The sequence below is a fragment of the Lysinibacillus sp. NPDC097287 genome, assembly GCF_044761695.1.
In the GTDB taxonomy this organism is placed as follows: Bacteria; Bacillota; Bacilli; order Bacillales_A; family Planococcaceae; genus Lysinibacillus.
Genome location: NZ_JBIWCX010000004.1, coordinates 91,393 through 112,245 on the forward strand (window position 1 = coordinate 91,393; position 20,853 = coordinate 112,245).

Below are 20,853 nucleotides of genomic sequence, written 5' to 3' on the forward strand. Positions count from 1 at the left end.
ACTATTACATTTTATTTAGCAATAATTAGTTTACTTTAATTGGTAGTACAGTATCCTTTACATTAGACTCAATAAAGCCATTTTAAGTTCCATTTACGGCCTAGAAGTGGTCATCTAGCTCTTATAAGCCTGATTTTTTGTTTTTAAATTTCTTAATTTTAGTGTCGGATAATATGTAATTTTACTGAAACAGCATCGGTCGCCAGATACTACAAAATAAACATTTCTCTTAGCGAAAAACGTCTTTTCTGTGAGGTATGGCCCACTTCTTTTGATTTCGGATCATTCTTTCGCACAACAGATCACTCTTATAGATAATAATCTTGAAATCACCATTTCAAATATAAATTAATGACTTTCCCCTGCTTTTATTATCAAAAAAGTGTATTATGGAATCATTTAAAGTTACTGTTAGTAGATAAAAAAGGAGGATATGATGTATAAAATTTTAATCGTGGAAGATGACATGGAAATCGCACATACCTTACAAAAACAACTAGAAAAATACAGCTATCAATGCCTCATAGTGCTCGACTTTGAAAGAGTGCTTGATTATTTTCAAGAATTTCAACCTCACCTCGTCTTAATGGACATTAACCTCCCTGCCTTCGATGGCTATTATTGGTCGCGTAAAATTAGACAAGTCTCGAATTGTCCAATTATGATTCTATCTGCTCGTATGAGTGATACCGATCAGGTTTATGGGATTGAAAACGGTGCGGACGATTTTATAACGAAGCCCTTTTCTCTTGATGTGGTACTGGCAAAAATAAATGGACAGATTCGTCGTATATACGGTGAATATGCAGCGGATTCACAGGCTCGCATCCTAAAAATCGGAAATACTACTTTGAACATAGATACAGTCAGACTAAGCACGCGCGAACATGAGGAACTTTTAACTGTAAAAGAACTTCGACTTTGTACAATGCTATTTGAAGCGTATCCGAATGTCGTAACAAGGCAGCAGTTACTTTCAGCCATTTGGGACGATGAGACGTTTGTTGAGGAAAATACACTTACGGTCAATATCGTAAGACTTCGTAAAAAATTAGAAAGTATTCACTCATCATTAGCCATCATCACAATCCGTGGCATTGGCTATCAATTATCGGAGAACCGCACATGAAGCTATTTTTTAGGGATCATTTAAGTATCATTGTCCTATATATATTTACGTTCATTTGTCTACCCATTGTCATTCAACAGCTAGATGGCTTAGAAAATCATTACTTTTATTTTGTATTTCTAGCTTCCTTCCTATTAGTCTGCTTGCTTTTTGTTCGTTATCACCGTCGTAAAAAAATGTATACACATATTGCCAATGAAACCTTACAAACAATTCATCATCCAATAGCACCATTCGAAAAAGCCTACGCAAGGCAATTAAAATCGATCCAGAAAATGCTTCTCACACAAGAGGAAAAATACAAGCAACTTTCACAAGAGCAGCAAATCATGATCTCACATTCGGTGCATCAAATGAAAACCCCTCTTTCTGTCATTAACTTGCTCATACAGTCTAATCAGTGGAAAGAGGCAAGTTTACTGGTCGAGTGGCAAAAGGTGAAAACTCAGTGTAACAAGCTGAATTTTTCATTAAACCAACTACTAACATACAGCCGTTCAACGAATTTATTGGCGGATTTGAAGATTGAACAGATTCAGTTGAAGAGTGTCATACAAGAAGTCATTAATGATTTAAAGGATTATTTTATTGAAGAAGAGGTGTACCCAAAATGTACGATGCAAGAGGATGCCCTGGTCTACTCCGATCGTAAATGGTTGAAGGTTGTCATTTATCAATTATTGAGTAATGCGGTTAAATACGGTGAGCGAAATACTTCCGTACTCATCGATTATGAAAATGGACAGCTACGGATCAAAAATTCAGGTGACACGATTCCTGAAAATGAAATAGCTCGTGTTTTTGACCTATATTACACCGGAACTAAAGGGCGTATAAAAGGCGAATCGACAGGTATTGGACTTTACTTAGTCAAACGAATACTCACAACCCTGGATCATCCATTCCAGTTACAGTCAGCAAATAATGAAACTACCATCACCATTGATTTTTCCAAAAGCATGAAAAAAGCAATATGACAATTTTGTCATATTGCTGTCATGTACAGCGATGTATGTGAATGGCAGGTGTATCTATACTTTAGGTAACGAAAGATACAAAAGGAGTGACGAATGAATGTCCAACACAATATTAAAAGTCGATCAGCTTCAGAAGGAGTATTCCGGAGAAATTATATACAAAGCATTAAAAGGCATTGATTTTCAATTAGGTGAAAATGAATTTGTTGCGGTGATGGGTCCGTCTGGTAGCGGAAAAACAACGTTCCTAAACTGCATCTCTACCATTGATCGTCCAACTAGTGGCGTTATTACGATCAATTCAAAAAATCCATATGACTTAGATGACGATGAATTGGCGAAGTTTCGCCGTAATGAGCTAGGCTTTGTGTTTCAAGACTTTAACCTTGTCCACACACTTACTGTTGAAGAAAACATTTTACTTCCATTAGCACTGGACTCCGTTCAGGCGAATGAAATGAACAAACGTTTAACAGGCGTTGCTGAATTTCTTGGGATTGAGGGAATCTTAAAGAAACGTACATTTGAAATTTCAGGTGGGCAGAAACAACGTGTCGCAATCGCCCGCGCTGTTATTCATGAGCCTAGTCTGTTGCTAGCCGATGAACCTACAGGTAACTTGGATTCAAAAGCAGTCAATGATGTCATGTCATTATTTGAATCCATCAATAAAAGGTTGAAGACATCTATTTTAATGGTGACGCATGACGCCTATGTCGCAAGCTATGCACAGCGTGTTGTTTTTATCAAAGACGGCACTCTCTATAACGAAATACACCGTGGGAAAAATAAGCAGCAATTTTACCAAGAAATTATGGACACACTTGCATTCTTAGGTGGTGGACAGCATGAAATTTAATGATATTGTCGTTCAAAACATTCTACGTGATAAATGGACGTACATTTCTTACTTTTTAAGTAGTGTATTTTCTATTTTAGTGTTTTTCTTATTTTCAATTACCGCGTTCCATCCAATGCTTTCCTTAATTGATACGTCAAGTACGCTTGGACTTACGATGATGTTTGCGAGTTTCTTTATTTACATTTTCTCATTTGTATTCATCATTTATTCGATTTTTGCATTTTTGAAAAAGAAGACAAAAAGTCTTGGCATCTTTATGATTACTGGTGCGTCTATGAAGCAAATTCGTACAATGATTTTCAGAGAAAATATGCTGATTGGCGGTGCTGCGATTGTTACAGCCATCGTACTTGGACTCATTATTTCACCGTTGTTTTTAATGGTCGCAAAAAGAATATTACAAGCCGATCAATTCGGCATGTATGTACCGTTCACAGCAATCATCTTAACCATCACCCTATTCACAATTTTATTTTTCGTCGTTTCGAAATTCGTGACCCGCTTCATTAATAGAGAAGAAGCCATTCAACTATTAAAAGCTGATGTAACGACTGAAAAAATAATTGCACCTGCACCAGTAAAATTATTGGTATCCTTTATGGTTAGTGGATTTTTATTGCTATCAGCTAAATTAGAACTTAGTTGGGTTTTGTCATTCGATACGCTCTATTACTTAGCACTTTTCGCTAGCTTACTATTCGCCATTTACTTTGCTATTACACAAGGAACATTATTAGCCATTCGAATACTAGAAAAACGGCCATCCTACTTTAGAAAAACAAATATGCTATTTGTTTCGAACTTAAAGGCAAAGGGCCGCTCACATGCACATCTTATCTATTTACTAACTGTCTTATTGCTAGGTGTATTTTTGTGTACGAGCGTGCTATATAGCTCATACTACAATATAAAAGAGAAAACAGAAGTCTTATATCCCTATAGCTTCCAATACACCTCTCTCCCAGGAAATACCACTGAAGAAAAGGATATAGCATTTCTTGAAGCGACATTAGACAAATCGGGTAACTATGATGCCTATTATTCAGCTTTTAAAACGGATGAAGAGCGACGAATCGGTTTTATGTCGCTTTCGAATTATAATGCTCTCGGGTTACACGAATCCATAACGTTAAATGACAATGAGTACTATGTTGCTGCAGGAAATGAAGGCGTGTTACCAAGTACAGAGGCCATTCATGATTATGCATTAGGTCAGCTAAAATATGCCGGTCTTGAAAAACAAAACATATTTATGACTGGCTTCCAAAATGTGTACTATGTCGTACCTGATGCAATTTATGACACAATCGACTTCCCTATTTATAAAGTGTTTGCTTACGAGCTTGAAAATTGGACAGAGAAAATAGATGTAGCAAAAGCCATCGATGCAGAAGTATATACAGAACCAGACATGCATTTAGTTTCTTCTAAAATAGATTTGTACGATGCAGAGAAATTTGTGAAAAGCATCATGTTCTTTATAGGATTTATGCTCAGTCTGATTTTCTTAAGTGCAGCCATGAGTATACTGTACTTCTACTTACAAACATCACTTGATGGTGAAAAGGTAAAATATATGGGGATTCGTAAAATTGGTCTATCTGTAAAAGAATTAAGTTCTGTTGTGACAAAAGAGCTAGCAATGCTAGTATTCATCCCTTTCACCTTCGCATCTATACTTTTGTTTGGTGTGATGTTTGGGATGCGTAGTATGATTTCAGCGTCGTTTTATCAAATGACTGTGATAGGAATTAGTTTGTTTTTACTAATCTGTATCATAAGCTTTTTGATGATTCGTCGAGGCTATCTAAAAAAATTAATACATTAGCAATGAAGCTTTTTCTAACAAAAATTCCTTTTTAGTGGATTTGGACGGGTAAATGCCCGCCTTTCTCCATTAAAAAGGAATTATTATGTTAGTATTGTTGAACATTTTACTAATCCCCAACTAAATACTGCTCCGAATAAAAACTATTATCAAAAATATCGATACCGATAAAATCCCGTACGCCAATATAATCCTGGCAGGGGTCAGCAAAATGAAAATGAACATTCTTTGCTTTCGAATGAGAAATAGTTGTTCTGATTTTTTCGTTAGAAAGTCGGAAAGCATAGTATATCTGTCCATCTGTATTTAATTTCTTTTGAAAAACATGTGACTGCCCAGCTATTTTACTAATTCTTTTAGCTGGTTCTCCTGCCAGTTCAATGCCGATCATATTCCACTTTTTATCAAAATCAATTAAAAAATCATGAGCTTCCTCTAAATCTTCTGTACATCGTATTCTATTTTTTAACGGTACATCAAAATAAATATAGCCCCTCCCTACTTCTGCTGAATACTTTACTTGACTCTCCATTTCAACCACTCTTTCTTCATTTTAAAAAATGCTTTAATGCATCTATCTGCTGCATTGCCTGCTTATACCCCATCTCATAATTTGAGCGCATTTGTGTTTTATCCTTTTCAAAGCTATTGAGCGCTTCTGACGGACGGAAAATAAATGCTTTCCCTTCTGCTTCAAGTTTTTCACAATATTCGAGTGATGCATTATAATGATCCGCTCGCTTTTCCATACTTTTCACGAGATTCGGATAACGTTTTGATAGCATCTTCATCGCCCACTTACTCTGTCTATCCATCTCTTTCCGATAACCTTTTGGACGTGTTAATACAAGCACATGCTTGTCAAAACCTTGTTCAATTCCGTGCTGAATGGGAATTGGCTCTGCTAATCCCCCGTCATAATAGGGTGTATTGTTTAATTTAATTTCAGGAAATAGCACCGGAATGGCACAAGTGGCACGTAGCATCATACACTCTCGGTCCATCTCCAACGCATTCATGTACTCTACCTGCCCAGTTGTGGCGTTTGTCACACCAAATTTAAGCGTGCCATCATACTTTTGATAGGTCTCCCAATCGAAAATATCTAACTGATTTGGGATCACATTATAGGCAAAATCAAGCCCAAACAAGCTCTTTTCCTTCAAGAAGTTTTTCCACCCCATATATCGCTTATCATGTCGATAATCCATCAATACTCGTAAAGAACGTTCCTTTTGTTGCGACACATATGAGCATGCATTAATAGCCCCTGCTGAAATCGCCACAACGTATGGCATCATAATGTCCTGCTCTAAAAATGCATCGAGAACACCAGACGTAAATAGCGTGCGAAACGTTCCACCCTCTAATATTAAACTTGTATTTTCTACATTTACTTGTATCATTTCATCACTCTTTCACTCAATATTCCATCTTTAGTTTACAGGAATTGAAGCTCATTTTCTTCATTATTTATTCTAATTGAGCGAAACTTTCGAAATTCTATGGCGTTTAATATACGAGGAGGAATGGAAATGTTTAACTATCAATTTAAATATCGAGATATTTATTTGATTTTATGGATCTTCTGTCAGTGGCTTGCTGCATCTTCCATTCTCCAACATCCGTCGTTTGAGAAATATATGTACCATTCATTAAGAGATTTTGAAAACCCCAGTGGAGGAATGCTTGGCTTTGCCCCTGCGTTTGTTGTCATTTATAGTGTGTTGATTGCTGTGTTTATTTTTATCGTCATCTTTATATTGGAGTTTTTCTTTTTAACGACATCGTTTTCTTCTACGTTTAAAGATTACGTTTGGCTCTCATTATTCGTCGGTCTTATGGTGACATTAGTTATTTCCATACGGCACATGATTGACTTATACTTTTGGGGATTTTTTCTCGCAATGCTACCATATTTGGTATGGTTTATTTATGGTGCTTTGACATTAAAGTATTTTAGAAAAATTATCAACACTAAAAAAACGGCTCCTGATTAACTGGAAACGCTCTTTCTAATTACAGGTCTGCTTTGACCATTTTCATTTCCTTTACAAAGCCTGTGATTGTTCTAGAAAATAGAACAATCCATAGAGTAGTAACTGCCAATACAAAACCACTTAATACGCTATTAAAAGACCATTCAAAAAAGGAAACCTTCATTAAAAATATATTTGTATACAAGGAGTAGCCACTCATTAATAATATATAAATGAATATACCTATATTCATGTAAAATGCCTTTTTCATACTACGAATCTTATCTTCTACATTGGAAGCCAGTGCAGGGGCTTTCTCTTCTTCCTCATACGGCATAGCCCAAATCGAATTATGTAACAATGTCATATTAGAGGCATATTTTAATTGCCAACCCATTTCTTTATGAATAGTAAAGAAACTACTATTTACCTTTGGTTCAAAGCTCACTTCATAAGCAATACTTTTTTTACCTGTTTCACGAAAAGTAAAGATTGCAACAGAGACATGCTCTAATTCCAGGCCAAGTCGAGCCTGTTCTTCAAGCCACTCCTTCGTTTGCAAAGGTAAATACATCCATCCAACTTTTATTTTCCTCACCTTACGACCTTTACCAATATCGTGAATGGTCATATCCATTTCTCGCTTTTCAAACTTGCGATAAGCCCTGTACACATAAATCGTCAAGCTTGCAAAAATCATGATAATAGTAAAAGGAATCATAATTAAACCTATGTTCGTTACATCAAACATATTTGTCATTATAATACCTAAAAAGAAAAAGCCAAATTGCCCCGACAAAAAGAAAATCATTAGAAGAATGAATATATACGCATGCATTCTAGTCCGTTTCACGATAGCTTCACGTGAGGGGTAGATTGTTACTCCCTCCGATTCATTTTTCACAAACTGCCAGTTCTTTGAAGTAGCTGCGACTTGCCATCCCGCCTGCTGCAAAGCACTTGGTAACGCCTGTTTTTCTAGGCGAATTGCATAACTTGTTGCTTTTGATTCCCTTTTATCAAACGTAAACATACGAGTAACAGCATTGAAATCACATAAATGATACCCTTGGCTTGCCATATCTGTTAGCCATTCCTCTGTTTTATCTAATTGATAACTCCAAAAAACCCTCAATTTTTTCATATGAAATCCTCCTCAAAGCGTAGTACATGTTCATGTAATTCTTTCAAGCGAACCATTTCTGCCTGCATGACTTTCTTGCCCGTAGCAGTTACCTCATAGATTGTTTTTCTTCGTTCATCGGCAAAAATCGTAATCATTTCGTCTTTTTGCATTTTGGTAAGGGTGCCATAAATAGTCCCCGATCCAAGCTTCAAGCGTCCACCGGTTAATTCCTCTACGCGCTTAATAATGCCATACCCATGCCTCGGCTCTGTTAATGACAGTAATATGTAAAAGGCCGTCTCTGTCATCGGCACATATTTTTTCAGTAATTTATCCAATTGTCTACCTCCATATGTCGTATCTTGACTATATCACACCGTGACATATAAAGGAATATATTGTTATATTTAATATTCACTGAGGTGATCCGTTTTACAATGCTAATCGCTCAGCTCCGCATACTTATCGCTCTACATACTCCTATTAACGCTCAGGTCTACTATTTTTGCGCTCAACCCCTCAATATTATCGCTCGGGTTAGTCCACATATCGCTCGGCTACACGCTTTAATCGCTCAGGTTACATAACAGGAAAAGGCTGCAGCAATATGCCACAGCCTCCGTACTATTTCTCTTGTTTTTTCTTATAAAAAATCGTCACCACAACAAGGACCAGTAATATCGCTTGTCCAACAATCGTTTCCACTGTTGGATAAAAACCAATTAAGCTGACAACAGGTAAGTCATCCACAATCGTTGTAGAAATTTTGTTCGTTAATTGCAATGTATGCAAACTCACGCCAATTATTTTGAATGCCAACACATAAATGAGGACCGTTGCCACCGCAAAGAATTTATAAATTGGAATTTTCCCACTTGCTTTAAATAGTAAGACTGCAAATACAGCTAACAGCACAAGTGCCACGACAATTCCTAGTACGAATTGGGATGTTTCCATTTTCGGTGCAATACCTGCGTAGAATACCAGTGTTTCTGCCCCTTCACGGAATACGGATAAGAAACTGACTGATGCCATTGCTACTACAGAGCCACTCGAAATCGCCGCGCCCATTCGTTTCGAAATATAACGATTCCAACTAGCAACACTCGATTTACTGTGGAGCCAAATGCCGACTCCAATCATCATCGCGGCCGCAAGTAGACCGACATAGCCTTCCATCACTTCACGGTTCGTATCTATGGTAGCAGAGTTGAAAATCGTCGACATCAGTACGGCAGCTATCGCTGACAATAAAATACCGAAAGCAGCTCCGACATAAATCCACTTGCGCATCTGTTTTTGACCTGCCATCTCTAAAAATGACACTAACGCCAAAATAATAAGCAGTGCTTCTAAGCCCTCACGCAGTAAAATAAGTGCAGAGTCCCAAAACGTATAGTCGGTATCACCTTGAATAAGTTCGATTTCTGTGCGGAATGTATTTAGTTTACTTTGAATGCCCTCTACATCAACATCTGACTTCAATAAGCCACTCACTATTATTGGCATATCACTTTCAATTTTCGTATAGAGACTGCTGTTTCGAGTAGAAACTTCAAGTTCTACACTTGGCCATATCGTGATGAATTCACGGATTTTATCAGATGCTGCCTTGTAGTCACCTGTATCAATTAAATCATTTGCTTCATCAATATAAGCAACCAATGTCGCTAATGAGTAATCACCCTCTAAAACTTCAGCTGTTTCTTCACCAGCAACGAAATCTTCTATTGTTTGCTTCAATTCATCATATTGAGATTGCATTAATGCCAGATCCGGCGCCTCTGCTGAAATTGTGATGCGTAGGAAAGCCATTTGTGTTTCTATTTGTCCGTACATTGGAATGCTTTGCTCTCGGACAGGACGTTCTAATTTATTCCATTTAATATTGAAATCTTTATAGGCTTCATCGATTGCTTCTACTTCACCAGTTGCTAATGCTTCCTCAAACTCGTTCATCACTGGCTTGAATTTTGCTCCAAATTCTGCTCGTTGTGCCGCTTCATCTACTGGATTTTCAAGCTTTTCTAAAGAACGTAGTGCATTGGATAATGCCGATAACTCCGTTAAACGCTCTTCCTTAGATATTGCATCCACCGCTTGCACTAAAACTTCATCAACCTTCTCTTTCGCTTTGGTTTCCTCAGATGTTACTAAAGCCCAGTCTGCTGAAAACTTTCCTAGTGCCAACTTAGCCTCAGTTTCCTTGTCCTGCTTGGTATTCATGAGTGCATCGCTTATGGATATGTATAAATGACTGTAGGACTGGGCTGCTTGCACCGGTACAACTACCAGTGCTAATAGCAAGCAGACTACTAAACTACAGCGCGTTAAAAAGTGCTTCACCTAAATAACTCCCCTTTTGTACGCCAGGGAAGCAAGCAAACACTGCACTGCCTCGATGGGTAACGTATTCATTCATTTTATCCATACGGCCTAAACTGTTTTGCACAGTCGTAAATTGAGCCGGATCTTTTTGAAATGATACAAATAATAGTCCTGCATCATGTGTACCCGTATTCGTCATCACGCCAGATGCATAGGAATACGAGCGACGTAGCATACGAGCATTCGATTTTCTCGCTAAGTGCACATGTGATATATCTGGCATAATATACGCACCTTTATCGTCTTTAGCTTCGACATCAAAATCATCGAATTCCGCGGTCTTGCCAAACGCAGCACCACTATCACGATAGCGACCAAACGTTGCTTCTTGGTCTTTTAGTGATGTTCGATCCCATGTTTCCAAATGCATTTGAATTCTACGAGCCACTAAATATGAACCGCCCTTTAGCCAACCTTTATCAACCCACACAACCTCTTTTAAATCTTTTTCATCTGTAATTGCAGGATTCACTGTGCCGTCCTTAAAGGCAAACAAATTACGTGGGGTCCCTCCCGTCGCAGGGAATGAGTTAAAGCCAGATTGCGACCATTTAATTTCCACGTTCCCTGAAGCTGCACGCACTAAATTGCGTACGGCATGAAACGCCACTTGCGGATCATCTGCACATGCTTGTATGCAAATATCACCACCTGTAAACTCTTCCTGTAGCTGATCTTTTGGGAAGTGCGGTAAATCTGTAAGCTCGGCTGGTTTTAGGTTTGCCATGCCTAACTTATCGAAAAGTGATGGCCCAACGCCGACCGTAATTGATAGATTAGAAGCATTTAAGCCAGACGCTTCCCCTGTATCGCCTGGTGGTACTCTCGTATTTGTTGTTAAATCTACCATCAACTCACCATTCATTAAACGCACAACAAGAGGTGTCCATTTTTTGAACAACTCTTGTAATTCCTTCTTTGACGTCACTAAAGCAGTTAAAGAAGCGAAGTAAATATGCGTTTGGACTGGGGTGATAATGCCAGATTGATGTTGGCCATAAAAATCTACTTTATTGATAGCCCTTTGACTATCGGCAACGGGCTCGAAGACATCGTAGCCCATTACCTTCATAACACCGCCGAAACCAGTTGCACCGATGGCAACACCAGCTGCTCCGATACCTGTAAGTTTCAACATATCACGGCGGGAAATTTTTTTATTGATCCATTTTTCATCATTTGACGTTGTCATTTTTCATCACTCCAAAATAATTCCCATTTGACTTAATGGCTCACCAAGTTGGTTGACTGCTGTTGCTAATGCTTTTGTATGTTCTTCAGTTAACTCTTCATAGGAAATATAGCCACCGTCAGCTGTTGCATGTTGTGCTAGTAAATCATCAACTGCTTTAAATTTTTCATCTAATGTAGCTACTAACTCTTTATCTTTTGCTTCTAATTTAGCACGAAGAATCTCAAAGATTTTTTCAGCACCTTCAATATTCGCTTTGAAGTCATAAAGGTCGGTATGTGAGTAGATTTCTTCCTCACCCGTAATTTTTGATGTAGATACTTCGTTTAATAAATCCACAGCACCCGTAATCATTAAATCTGGCGTCACTTCAACTGTTTGCACAAGTGCATGCAATTCTTTTGAATCGGCTAATAATTGATCAGCAATCGCTTCGTAGCCAGCAGTTGTGTTTTCTTCCCAAAGTGCATACTCAAGTTTGTGGTAACCTGTCCATTCTTCCTCGCCTTTGCCTTCATCTTGAATATCCGCTAAACGTCCATCAATGCGTGGGTCAAGATCGCCGAAACTTTCTGCGATTGGCTCAGAACGTTCGAAATACATACGTGCTGGTGCATAAGCTGCTTTTGCACCCTCAATGTCGTCCGCTTTGAAAAGATTAACGAAGTTTTCTGTTTCAATTAGGAATTGATCCATTTGCTCTAAGGCGAATTCTTTATAAGCGGCTAATTCAGCAGTTAAGTCCACTTCTTTAGCAATCGCTGCTTCTTGCTCTGTTGCAGGATCTTTATCTTTATCAACTTTCTCTGTATCTCCACAGCCTGCCATTAAAATACCGCCCGCTACTAAAACTGTTAATAATGATTTATGTTTCATGCTATGTACCTACTTCCAAAATTAGTTTATATTGTGAATGATAATCATTATCAAAACTTATTGCAATATGTATTTCTATTTATAGAAAAAAACGTCATTTCGCAGTTGAAAGTTATTTCCAACTAGCAGAATTGACGTTTTTTCTACAATATAATGATTATAATCTAAGAAATTATCGCTTGTTTCAAATTTTCTTGTTTTCCATATAAGAAATAATATAGCACGATAGAAAGCATAATTACGAAAACCATTACGAAGAAAATCCCGCTGTAACCCATTATCGGTACAAAAAAACCTAAGAAAAATGGCCCGACACCGAGTCCCAAATCGTACAAAATAAAATAAGTGGATGTCGCAAGTCCTAATCGCTCATTTGGCGTTACTTTAATGGCGATTGCCTGAGCGACAGAGTTGAAGTTCCCGTAGCCAATGCCGATACAAGCAGCCGCCACTAAAAATATGAAACTACTCGTTGCAGAACTGAAGGCATACATCCCTAATGTAAAGATCACAAGGCAAGGATAGACCACAATGTTAGCCCCCCTTGTATCCAGTAACTTCCCAGTAAACGGTCGTGTCATTAACACAACAATGGCATATACGATAAAGAAATAGCTACCCGCTGTGACTAAGTCTAGCTCTTTTGCATAAAACGTCATAAAAGACATGACCCCAGAATAGGCAAAGCCAATCACAAATGCCACAATCGAAATCGGCACGGCTCTCATTTCAATGAAATTTGATAGCTTAAACCCTGTTTTGACCTTAGCCATCTTCGGCGCATCAGGCACTGACACGATAAAATACAACATAAAACAAATTACCGCCAACACAGAGTCGACCGCAAAAATCATGCGAAAATCGCTAAAAGTTTGCGTCAATAGGATCCCAACAAACGGCCCGATTGCCGTCGCCAAAATAGCGCTCAAACTATAATAGCCAATCCCCTCACCACGACGCTCCGGTGGCAAAATCTGCGCAATGATTGTGCCCGTCGCAGTACTTGCCAAACCTAGTGCAATGCCCTGCAATAGTCGATTTGCCATTAATAATGGTAAATTCACTGCCGCAAAATACATCATTGTTGAAATTGCAAACAATAATAGCCCATAAAATAACGTCTTTTTGCTGCCCCATTCTCCTATCACACGACCACCACCAAGACGGCCAAAAAGCGTCCCAATAATAAAAATACTCGACACCAGGCCAGCTGTACTCGTCGAAGCGCCAAATTCATCGACCGCATAACCTGCAATTGTCACCATCAATAAAAAGAAAATCAATGTGATTGTAAAGTTAATAAGCGATATGATTAAAAAATCCTTTGTCCATAATTTCTGTTTAGCTTCTTCCACTTCGTTTCTCACCTACTTTTTGATATTCGCACGGATTTTTGCTAACACCTGTGTAGCAATTTCAATGTCCTTTTCAGATACACCTGCTAGCGATTCCTCTAAGAATGGCTTTAAATGAGCCTGGATTTCTTGGACAATGTTTTCCCCACGTCCCGTTAACTGCACTAACTTTTCTCGCTTATCTTTGCCTACCACTGTTTCGACATAGCCAAGCTCCACAAGCTTTTGCACAAGCCTCGTCACACTCGGCTTTTCTATGTACATATAGTTTGCAATTTCTACAAGCGAATGCGGACCCTTATCCGTCAATAATCGTAGGAGCCCCCACTGCGAGCTATACAACTGATATTTCTCTAACTGTAAATTGATTTGATTCGTAAACGGACGATACATCAATCGATACTCATTAAAAAAATCCTGTTCAATCGTCAAAAAACATTCCTCCTGAAATTAGTTAGCTAAGGTAACTATATTCTTATCTTCGCCACTTGTCTAGGGCTGTTTTTACAGTTATCCGTCTGAGTTGCTGTTTTATCCGTCCCACTTACATGTTTATCCGTCGCTTTCAACAATTATCCGTCTGACTCATAAATTTCTCCAACAAATTCCGGAATTCTATATGTCCGGTTTTTCTTTGCACCACTCTCTACTAATTTCATGTGTTTCAGTAGTTTATATGCAACATTCGTGGATCCTACGCCAAAAAATGCGCAGAAATCCTTATTCGTAATAGTCTCACTAACTAACAATCGATAATCTATCATTGCACTATACATTGATGCTAAATTTCTGTTCCCACAACATAAACAAAACCATTTATTATTGGAATAATACATTTGCTGCTTATACTTACAATCTGGACAAAGCACACCGGTTATCAGATCTTTTACAGGCAATTTAATTTCTCGCTTTTTTGGAACATGCATTGCAAGTAATGTCTTCATAAATTGCTCCAAATTACTAGGGTCTACTGAAGGGTTCCTATATTGTGATAACAACTTTTTTACTTCAAGACGCAAGCCCGTTACATGAAAAATTGACCGTCCATGCAAACTCGGTGAAAGTATGGCATTTTTTGTAGCTGAAACTACTGCATATTTAATAGGTACTACAATCCCTTCTTCTTTCATCCTCCGGCTAAGCAATTCTACATGACGCTCTATCTGATGAAATGGATTTGACATTCCTTCAACGCGTCCTTCAGCTGTTGTACGATTAAATTGATGGAATTGTTCATCTATCTCAATAAAACCAGTGATGTTTTTAATTTCAAGGACTAAAAAAATATATGGACAAAGAAGAATTGTATCTATTTGATGCGTGTTGCCGAAGCGATTCGTAACTTGTAAATCATGTAGAAAATAATGTGGTTGTGGCAAATCAATCTCTATCCATTCCCGATCAACGCGCTGTTCTCCTGCAAATCCAGCCTTCACTCGGCGTAACTGCTCACTATAATAAGAGAAATCTTCATGTGTCGGAGGTAATCTTCGTTCAATAGCCTCCAAAACTCTTTGAGTATCAGAGATTTTACGTGGCAAAATTATCATTCAATCACTCCTTTTTTCCTCAATTATAGGACAGAATCTCGGACAAAAAAGCACTTCGCAAAAACTTGAAATACACATGTGGGAAAATTAATTTATCACAATTATTTATAGCGTCCTTTTCCTACTTTATCCTTCGATTTTTAAAAATAATTGTATTATTCTACGATTTATCTGTCTGTTAATAAATTTATCCGTCAATTCTTGAGGTTTATCCGTCTCCCCCAAAAAAAAACGACTGAACGGAAATCCATTCAGTCGTTTTTGCGTAGTAAATATAAAAAGTACGGTGCACCGATACATGCGACCACAATCCCAGCTGGCACTGTCGCCGTGGATATCGCCACTCGGCCTATCGTATCAGCGAACATTAATAAACTTGCCCCGATACATAATGTTAATGGTAAAAAGAATTGATAGCGTGGTCCAACGAGTTGTTTGGCAATATGCGGTGCCATTAAACCGATGAAGGCAATCCCACCAGTAACAGAAACCGCCGCTGCAGCAAGCGCTACCGCCACCACTAACAATTGTAGTCGCTCCCTTTGAATGTTTATCCCTAAGCCAATCGCCGTTTGTTCAGTCATGGCCAGGACATTCAAGACATTTGCCTTATAGAAAATATACGGAATACACACGATCAACCATGGCAACAGCGCCCATAAAAACGGCCAATCCGTGCCCCATACACTACCAGCAAGCCATTGCGCGATAAACTGCACATCACTTCGCTCGGCTGAAGAAATTAACATCATCATCACACCTGATAATGCAGAAGCTACACCCACACCAATTAAGATTAACTGTACAGGTTGCACACCTTGACCTTTCTTAAACGAAAAGAAGTAAATACATAATGCCGTTAGCATCGCACTGATAAATCCAACTACTGGTAGAACATACGCAAAATGTGGTAAATCACCTTTTACAAATAAATAAAACAATGTAATACCTACACCTGCACCAGCATTAATCCCAATAATTCCTGGATCGGCTAAATCATTTCGTGTCACGCCTTGTAGCACAGCACCTGCTAATGCTAATGCCATCCCCGCTGCAGCCAAAACAAATAATCTTGGCAAACGTACCGAAAACAATACGAATGATTCTTTAAAACTACCATCTCCGAATAGTATTGGTAATATACGATCGATAGATACCGAAGCAGCACCCATCGAGATGCCCATTACGAAAATGGCTAATGTCAACAATATCCAAACAACTAGCCATGTCCGTTGTTTTTTTCGCCCCGCTTTAAGCAAATTGACGACCTCCCTTACGTACTATCAGTAAGAAGAATGGGAGACCAATAATCGAAATAATTGCCACAACTGGCGTTTCAAATGGTGAATTAATCATACGGCCGACAAAATCTGCTGTCAGCATAAACCAACCACCCACTAACGCACTCATTGGCAATACAAAACGGTAATCTGTTCCAACAAAGGCACGCACAATATGCGGTACCATTAAACCGACAAATGCTAGATTCCCAACAAGTGCCACTGCAGCACCCGCTAATACAACAACTACTGCCATCATCACGACTTTAATCATCGTCGTATTTTGTCCTAAACCGACAGCTACTTCTTCGTTCAAACTTAAAATCGTTAACTGACGGCTAAAAATAAATGCTACTACTAACCCAACTACGATAAACGGCACAATAATGAGTGCCTGCCACGTTGTGCCGATTAACCCACCGCTTGTCCACATCGATACATCTTTTGAAATATTAAATAAAATACCTGTACCATCTGCAATCGCTTGTAACAAAGCAGAAACGGCTGCTCCTGCTAAAACTAGTTTTAACGGGGAAAAACCGCTCTTAGTAGAAGCGCCAATACCATACACAATGACCATCCCTACACCAGCACCGACGAAGCATGCAAAAATAAGCATTAAATATGAGGTGTTGGCTACAAAAGCCATCGTGAGAGCAAGTGCCGCATTTGCACCTGCTGTAAGTCCAAGAAGTCCAGGATCAGCCAATGGATTTCTTGTGACTCCCTGCATAATCGCCCCCGCAACCGCTAAGGCACTACCGACAAAGATTGCCGCAATAATACGTGGGAATCGAATTTCGCGTAAAATAGAATAATGCTTTCCGCCACTTTGTCCAAGCATTGCTTCATAAACATCTTTCAAAGTCGTATTCGCAGCACCAAAAGATAACGAAATACTGGCAGTACCAACTAATAAGATGAATACGAGCAACACTTTAAGCCAAAACGGAAATTGTCGAAACTTAGTCATTGCCTTCGCTACTCTCTACTGAAATTATTGTAAAAATTTCTCTTCAAAGAAATCTAGTTGGTAATCTAATGTTTTTGCATCATTAAAGTAAAATACATTACCGTTCACTTCGAATAATTGACCGTTCTTCACTGCTTCTAAATCTTTAAACCATGCAGCTTCTGTAAATGCATTATCTTGGTCCATAAACGTACTAAAAATGACATAATCACCTGCGTAATCAGCAAATACCTCTTGTGAAATCGCGAAATAACCTGGTTCCAATGCCACTTCCTTCACTTTTTCAGGCATTTTTAAGCCCATTGCTTGATATAAAATTTCTGTTCCTCGACCCCAGTTTTCTCCATAAAGATACAATTGTTTATTGTAGCTTTCTGCGACTGTAACAGTTGCATCCTCACCGATTTTTTCTTTAATTTTTTTACCCACTTCTGCAGCACGTACTTCAAAGTCCTTTACCCATTCTGTTGCTTCTTTTTCTTTGTTTACTACCTTACCGATTTCAATAAATTGCTGTAAATAATCAAATTTACCGTACGTAAATAATACTGTCGGTGCTATTTCTGCTAATTTATCCGCATTTTCAATTCCACTTAAACCAATAATTAAATCGGGTTCTAGCTCAAGAATTTTTTCAATATCTGTATTTTCCACCACTTCAGCATTTTTAATGTCATCTTGGAAGTTTGGATTCTTTGCCGCCCATGAGTCAACACCAACAACATTGACACCAAGTTGTAATAAATTCCCAACAAATGACGATAACACAACTACACGTTTCGGATCAGCTGGTACTTCAACAGGACCTGTTTCAGATTCATAAGTAATTGTTTCTGCTGACGAGTCTTTTCCTGCACCCTTATCTATATTTTCTTCACCTTTATCGCTATTGCCGCAAGCTGCAAGCACTAATGCGACCATCATAAACATTGGTAAAAGCCATTTTTTCATGTTAAATATCCCCTTTTAAATCGTTTGTAATAAGTTATATGTAATACACATTGGCTTATTTGTTCGTGGATCCTTGCCAATCACTGCATCAATATGAAAGACTTCCTCTAACACTTCTGGTACAACGACTTCCTCTGCTGTTCCAAATTTCACAAGCTGTCCTTTTGAGAGTGCCACAATGTAGTCAGAAAAACGTGCTGCCTGGTTTAAATCATGTAGCACCATAACAATTGTGCGCCCTTCCTTTTCATTAAGTTCACGCAGTAATTCTAAAACTTCCAATTGATGCGCCATATCTAAATAGGTTGTTGGCTCATCTAAGAAAATAATGTCGGTTTCCTGTGCAAGTGCCATCGCGATCCACACGCGTTGACGTTGCCCACCGGATAATGCATCGACCGAATACGTTCGATACGCATCTGTTTTTGTAGCTTTCAAAGCCCAGTCAATGACATCCTTATCTTTTTGCGATAAATTGCCAAAGCCCTTTTGATATGGAAATCGACCGTAAGATACGAGTTCTTCCACTGTTAAACCATGTGCACTTTCTGGACTTTGTGGCAGGATTGCAAGTTTTTTTGCTAATTCCTTCGTTTTCATCTCTGAAATACTTTGACCATCCAAAATAACTTGTCCGCTCTCATGCTTCAAAATTCTCGTTATCGCTTTTAACAATGTAGATTTACCACAGCCGTTCGAGCCAATAATTGTTGTGATTTTACCATCTGGAATTTGAAGCGATAAATCATGCACAATTGTTTTGTCCTCGTAGCCAACACGAATCGATTCAATTTGTAAACGCAAAATGTACCCTCTCTTTCTTTTTACATATATACATGATATGATTGCCTCACCAAGCTGTATTGATAATCATTATCACTAAGGTTAGTCTAGTTATCAACTATGAATTTGTCAAATAGTTTTTTATTATTTTTAAGGGTGTGGATAAGAAAATGCATGATGTTTACGATGTAACAATTATTGGCGGTGGGCCTGCAGGACTATATAGCGCTTTTTATAGTGGTTTAAGAGGATTGAAAACAAAGCTAATTGAGAGTCAGGAACAACTCGGTGGTAAGGTTTTACTTTATCCTGAAAAATTGATTTGGGATATTGGTGGACATCCCCCAGTGTTAGGCGAGCAATTTGTGAAGCAATTAATTACTCAAGCAAAAACTTTTGATCCAACGATTTTAACTGGAACAAAAGTTGACTACATCGAACGTCAAAATGATATTTTTGCTTTACATACAGCACAGGGAGAAATACATTATTCTAAAACAATTCTTTTAGCGGTTGGTGGTGGCATTATTAACCCTCAAAAGCTTACATTAGAAGGTGCAGAAAAGTACGAAATGACGAATCTGCATTATACAGTGCAGTCTTTACAACGCTTTTTAGGCAAAGATATCATTATTTCTGGCGGTGGGAATGCCGCACTCGACTGGGCAGTTGAACTACACGCAATCGCACATAGCGTAACGGTTGTCTATCGAAATGAAACACTATCTGCACACGAGGCAACGATTCAAGAAGCTCTGGATGCTGGTGTGAAAATCGAATGTAACACATCTATTACAAAGCTAACTGCCAATACAGATAAAACAGCCATCCAATTAGTAACATGTGAAAATTCACAAACTAAACAAAGTTACACACGTCAAATCGACGAAGTCATTGTCAGTCATGGCTATAACCGAGAAGCTTCATTGGCCTTTGAACCCTCTATTGCCATCCCTAAAAAAGATAACTATTACTTTGAAGGAAAGGCTACGGGAGAAACTGCACAGCCCGGTATTTTTGCAGCGGGTGACATTATATCGTTCGAAGGAAAAATCCATCTGCTTCTAGGCACTTTCCAAGATGCAGCGAACGCCGTCAACTCGATTAAAACATACTTAGAACCAACAGCACATCGCAATGCTATGGTTTCTTCCCATAACGAGGCATTCAAAGAGAAGAATCGTTCAATTATTGAAAAACAGCTTTTACAGGTAAAATAAACATAAAGAACCTCTTCTCTTTTCAAAATTCTTTACTGTAAACTCTTGTAAATAAACTGAATAACATCAATATCAAAAAGCCAGCAGCGATTTTTTTCTGCTGGCTTTTTTGATGATGAAAACTAAAGAATAATTGTTCCCAAATATCTATAAAGGAATATCATCATGATTATTCAAATAAGGAGTTATCATTTTAGTTTTACAATTATATACTCGATGCGGAAGTTCATTTAAAACATCACCCTCATATCATCTACTTAAATATTTAGTAATTTCAGAATCACTTTCTTACATTGATAATCATCTAATTGCAGGCACGCTTTCGCTAAATGTTACAATCACCCTCTTCAATATTTATGATTTATTTTCCCTCATTAGAGATTT

Annotated in this window: 20 protein-coding genes; 6 read left to right on the plus strand and 14 right to left on the minus strand. The window is 38.3% G+C overall.

Annotated elements, in window-relative coordinates; genetic code table 11:
• The first annotated feature begins 436 nt into the window (after positions 1-436).
• From ACIQ2D_RS07825 to ACIQ2D_RS07840, 4 genes are all read left to right on the plus strand, one after another.
• A complete protein-coding gene (locus tag ACIQ2D_RS07825; protein ID WP_402861951.1) occupies positions 437-1,129 on the plus strand; it encodes a response regulator transcription factor in 693 nt (230 codons plus the stop codon).
• Positions 1,126-2,106, plus strand: coding sequence for a sensor histidine kinase (locus ACIQ2D_RS07830; protein WP_402861954.1), 981 nt, complete (start codon positions 1,126-1,128; stop codon positions 2,104-2,106). The genes ACIQ2D_RS07825 and ACIQ2D_RS07830 overlap by 4 nt, the downstream gene beginning before the upstream one ends.
• A gap of 97 nt (positions 2,107-2,203) precedes the next feature.
• A complete protein-coding gene (locus ACIQ2D_RS07835; RefSeq protein WP_402861957.1) occupies positions 2,204-2,965 on the plus strand; it encodes an ABC transporter ATP-binding protein in 762 nt (253 codons plus the stop codon).
• Positions 2,955-4,796, plus strand: a complete 1,842-nt coding sequence (locus tag ACIQ2D_RS07840; protein WP_402861960.1) for an FtsX-like permease family protein — start codon at positions 2,955-2,957, stop codon at positions 4,794-4,796. The genes ACIQ2D_RS07835 and ACIQ2D_RS07840 overlap by 11 nt, the downstream gene beginning before the upstream one ends.
• 109 nt (positions 4,797-4,905) lie before the next feature.
• Here the strand turns inward: ACIQ2D_RS07840 and ACIQ2D_RS07845 are convergent, their stop codons facing one another.
• Both ACIQ2D_RS07845 and ACIQ2D_RS07850 read right to left on the minus strand, forming a co-directional pair.
• Positions 4,906-5,328, minus strand: a complete 423-nt coding sequence (locus ACIQ2D_RS07845; protein WP_402861963.1) for a hypothetical protein — start codon at positions 5,326-5,328, stop codon at positions 4,906-4,908.
• Positions 5,329-5,344: 16 nt separating this feature from the next.
• On the minus strand, positions 5,345-6,202 hold the full coding sequence (locus ACIQ2D_RS07850) for a patatin-like phospholipase family protein (RefSeq protein ID WP_402861965.1): 858 nt from the start codon (positions 6,200-6,202) through the stop codon (positions 5,345-5,347).
• 129 nt (positions 6,203-6,331) lie between these two features.
• On the opposite strand from ACIQ2D_RS07850, the gene ACIQ2D_RS07855 reads away from it, so the two are divergent.
• Entirely contained in the window at positions 6,332-6,796 is a 465-nt protein-coding gene (locus ACIQ2D_RS07855; RefSeq protein ID WP_402861968.1) for a hypothetical protein, read from the plus strand.
• A gap of 19 nt (positions 6,797-6,815) precedes the next feature.
• On the opposite strand, the gene ACIQ2D_RS07860 is transcribed toward ACIQ2D_RS07855, so the two are convergent.
• From ACIQ2D_RS07860 to ACIQ2D_RS07915, 12 genes are all read right to left on the minus strand, one after another.
• Positions 6,816-7,919, minus strand: a complete 1,104-nt coding sequence (locus tag ACIQ2D_RS07860) for a DUF2812 domain-containing protein (protein WP_402861971.1) — start codon at positions 7,917-7,919, stop codon at positions 6,816-6,818.
• Positions 7,916-8,209: a PadR family transcriptional regulator gene (locus ACIQ2D_RS07865; protein WP_402862611.1), complete on the minus strand. Its 294-nt coding sequence runs from the start codon at positions 8,207-8,209 to the stop codon at positions 7,916-7,918. The genes ACIQ2D_RS07860 and ACIQ2D_RS07865 overlap by 4 nt, the downstream gene beginning before the upstream one ends.
• Positions 8,210-8,525: 316 nt before the next feature.
• Positions 8,526-10,247: an FTR1 family iron permease gene (locus tag ACIQ2D_RS07870; RefSeq protein ID WP_402861973.1), complete on the minus strand. Its 1,722-nt coding sequence runs from the start codon at positions 10,245-10,247 to the stop codon at positions 8,526-8,528.
• A complete protein-coding gene (gene efeB / locus ACIQ2D_RS07875; protein WP_402861975.1) occupies positions 10,222-11,481 on the minus strand; it encodes an iron uptake transporter deferrochelatase/peroxidase subunit in 1,260 nt (419 codons plus the stop codon). The genes ACIQ2D_RS07870 and efeB overlap by 26 nt, the downstream gene beginning before the upstream one ends.
• A 6-nt stretch (positions 11,482-11,487) precedes the next feature.
• A complete protein-coding gene (gene efeO / locus ACIQ2D_RS07880) occupies positions 11,488-12,357 on the minus strand; it encodes an iron uptake system protein EfeO (RefSeq protein ID WP_402861978.1) in 870 nt (289 codons plus the stop codon).
• 164 nt (positions 12,358-12,521) lie between these two features.
• The gene (locus ACIQ2D_RS07885; protein WP_402861981.1) at positions 12,522-13,712 is read right to left on the minus strand and encodes an MFS transporter; all 1,191 of its coding nucleotides are present in this window, start codon (positions 13,710-13,712) and stop codon (positions 12,522-12,524) included.
• A 12-nt stretch (positions 13,713-13,724) separates the two neighbouring features.
• Positions 13,725-14,144 carry a MarR family winged helix-turn-helix transcriptional regulator gene (locus ACIQ2D_RS07890; protein ID WP_402861984.1) on the minus strand — a complete coding sequence of 140 codons (420 nt, stop codon included), beginning with the start codon at positions 14,142-14,144 and terminating at the stop codon, positions 13,725-13,727.
• Positions 14,145-14,284: 140 nt separating this feature from the next.
• Complete coding sequence (locus ACIQ2D_RS07895) at positions 14,285-15,262, minus strand: nuclease-related domain-containing protein (RefSeq protein WP_402861987.1); 978 nt, start codon at positions 15,260-15,262, stop codon at positions 14,285-14,287.
• A gap of 251 nt (positions 15,263-15,513) precedes the next feature.
• Positions 15,514-16,521, minus strand: coding sequence for a FecCD family ABC transporter permease (locus ACIQ2D_RS07900; protein ID WP_402861990.1), 1,008 nt, complete (start codon positions 16,519-16,521; stop codon positions 15,514-15,516).
• On the minus strand, positions 16,514-17,515 hold the full coding sequence (locus tag ACIQ2D_RS07905) for a FecCD family ABC transporter permease (protein ID WP_402861993.1): 1,002 nt from the start codon (positions 17,513-17,515) through the stop codon (positions 16,514-16,516). Before ACIQ2D_RS07905 ends, ACIQ2D_RS07900 begins: the two co-directional genes overlap by 8 nt.
• A gap of 24 nt (positions 17,516-17,539) precedes the next feature.
• Positions 17,540-18,466, minus strand: coding sequence for an iron-hydroxamate ABC transporter substrate-binding protein (locus ACIQ2D_RS07910; RefSeq protein ID WP_402861996.1), 927 nt, complete (start codon positions 18,464-18,466; stop codon positions 17,540-17,542).
• 15 nt (positions 18,467-18,481) lie between these two features.
• On the minus strand, positions 18,482-19,273 hold the full coding sequence (locus tag ACIQ2D_RS07915; protein WP_402862614.1) for an ABC transporter ATP-binding protein: 792 nt from the start codon (positions 19,271-19,273) through the stop codon (positions 18,482-18,484).
• Between the two features lie 146 nt (positions 19,274-19,419).
• Here ACIQ2D_RS07915 and ACIQ2D_RS07920 point away from each other — a divergent pair, with 146 nt between their 5' ends.
• A complete protein-coding gene (locus ACIQ2D_RS07920) occupies positions 19,420-20,469 on the plus strand; it encodes an NAD(P)/FAD-dependent oxidoreductase (protein WP_402861999.1) in 1,050 nt (349 codons plus the stop codon).
• Positions 20,470-20,853: the final 384 nt, after the last annotated feature.

What these genes read in the sequence shown, in the direction of transcription:
- ACIQ2D_RS07895 (WP_402861987.1), bottom strand. Translation starts at nt 15,262, where the DNA reads ATGATAATTTTGCCACGTAAAATCTCTGATACTCAAAGAGTTTTGGAG.
- ACIQ2D_RS07910 (WP_402861996.1), bottom strand. Translation starts at nt 18,466, where the DNA reads ATGAAAAAATGGCTTTTACCAATGTTTATGATGGTCGCATTAGTGCTT.
- ACIQ2D_RS07855 (WP_402861968.1), top strand. Translation starts at nt 6,332, where the DNA reads ATGTTTAACTATCAATTTAAATATCGAGATATTTATTTGATTTTATGG.
- ACIQ2D_RS07825 (WP_402861951.1), top strand. Translation starts at nt 437, where the DNA reads ATGTATAAAATTTTAATCGTGGAAGATGACATGGAAATCGCACATACC.
- ACIQ2D_RS07920 (WP_402861999.1), top strand. Translation starts at nt 19,420, where the DNA reads ATGCATGATGTTTACGATGTAACAATTATTGGCGGTGGGCCTGCAGGA.
- efeO (WP_402861978.1), bottom strand. Translation starts at nt 12,357, where the DNA reads ATGAAACATAAATCATTATTAACAGTTTTAGTAGCGGGCGGTATTTTA.
- efeB (WP_402861975.1), bottom strand. Translation starts at nt 11,481, where the DNA reads ATGACAACGTCAAATGATGAAAAATGGATCAATAAAAAAATTTCCCGC.
- ACIQ2D_RS07865 (WP_402862611.1), bottom strand. Translation starts at nt 8,209, where the DNA reads ATGACAGAGACGGCCTTTTACATATTACTGTCATTAACAGAGCCGAGG.
- ACIQ2D_RS07905 (WP_402861993.1), bottom strand. Translation starts at nt 17,515, where the DNA reads ATGACTAAGTTTCGACAATTTCCGTTTTGGCTTAAAGTGTTGCTCGTA.
- ACIQ2D_RS07830 (WP_402861954.1), top strand. Translation starts at nt 1,126, where the DNA reads ATGAAGCTATTTTTTAGGGATCATTTAAGTATCATTGTCCTATATATA.
- ACIQ2D_RS07835 (WP_402861957.1), top strand. Translation starts at nt 2,204, where the DNA reads ATGTCCAACACAATATTAAAAGTCGATCAGCTTCAGAAGGAGTATTCC.
- ACIQ2D_RS07840 (WP_402861960.1), top strand. Translation starts at nt 2,955, where the DNA reads ATGAAATTTAATGATATTGTCGTTCAAAACATTCTACGTGATAAATGG.
- ACIQ2D_RS07860 (WP_402861971.1), bottom strand. Translation starts at nt 7,919, where the DNA reads ATGAAAAAATTGAGGGTTTTTTGGAGTTATCAATTAGATAAAACAGAG.
- ACIQ2D_RS07845 (WP_402861963.1), bottom strand. Translation starts at nt 5,328, where the DNA reads ATGGAGAGTCAAGTAAAGTATTCAGCAGAAGTAGGGAGGGGCTATATT.
- ACIQ2D_RS07850 (WP_402861965.1), bottom strand. Translation starts at nt 6,202, where the DNA reads ATGATACAAGTAAATGTAGAAAATACAAGTTTAATATTAGAGGGTGGA.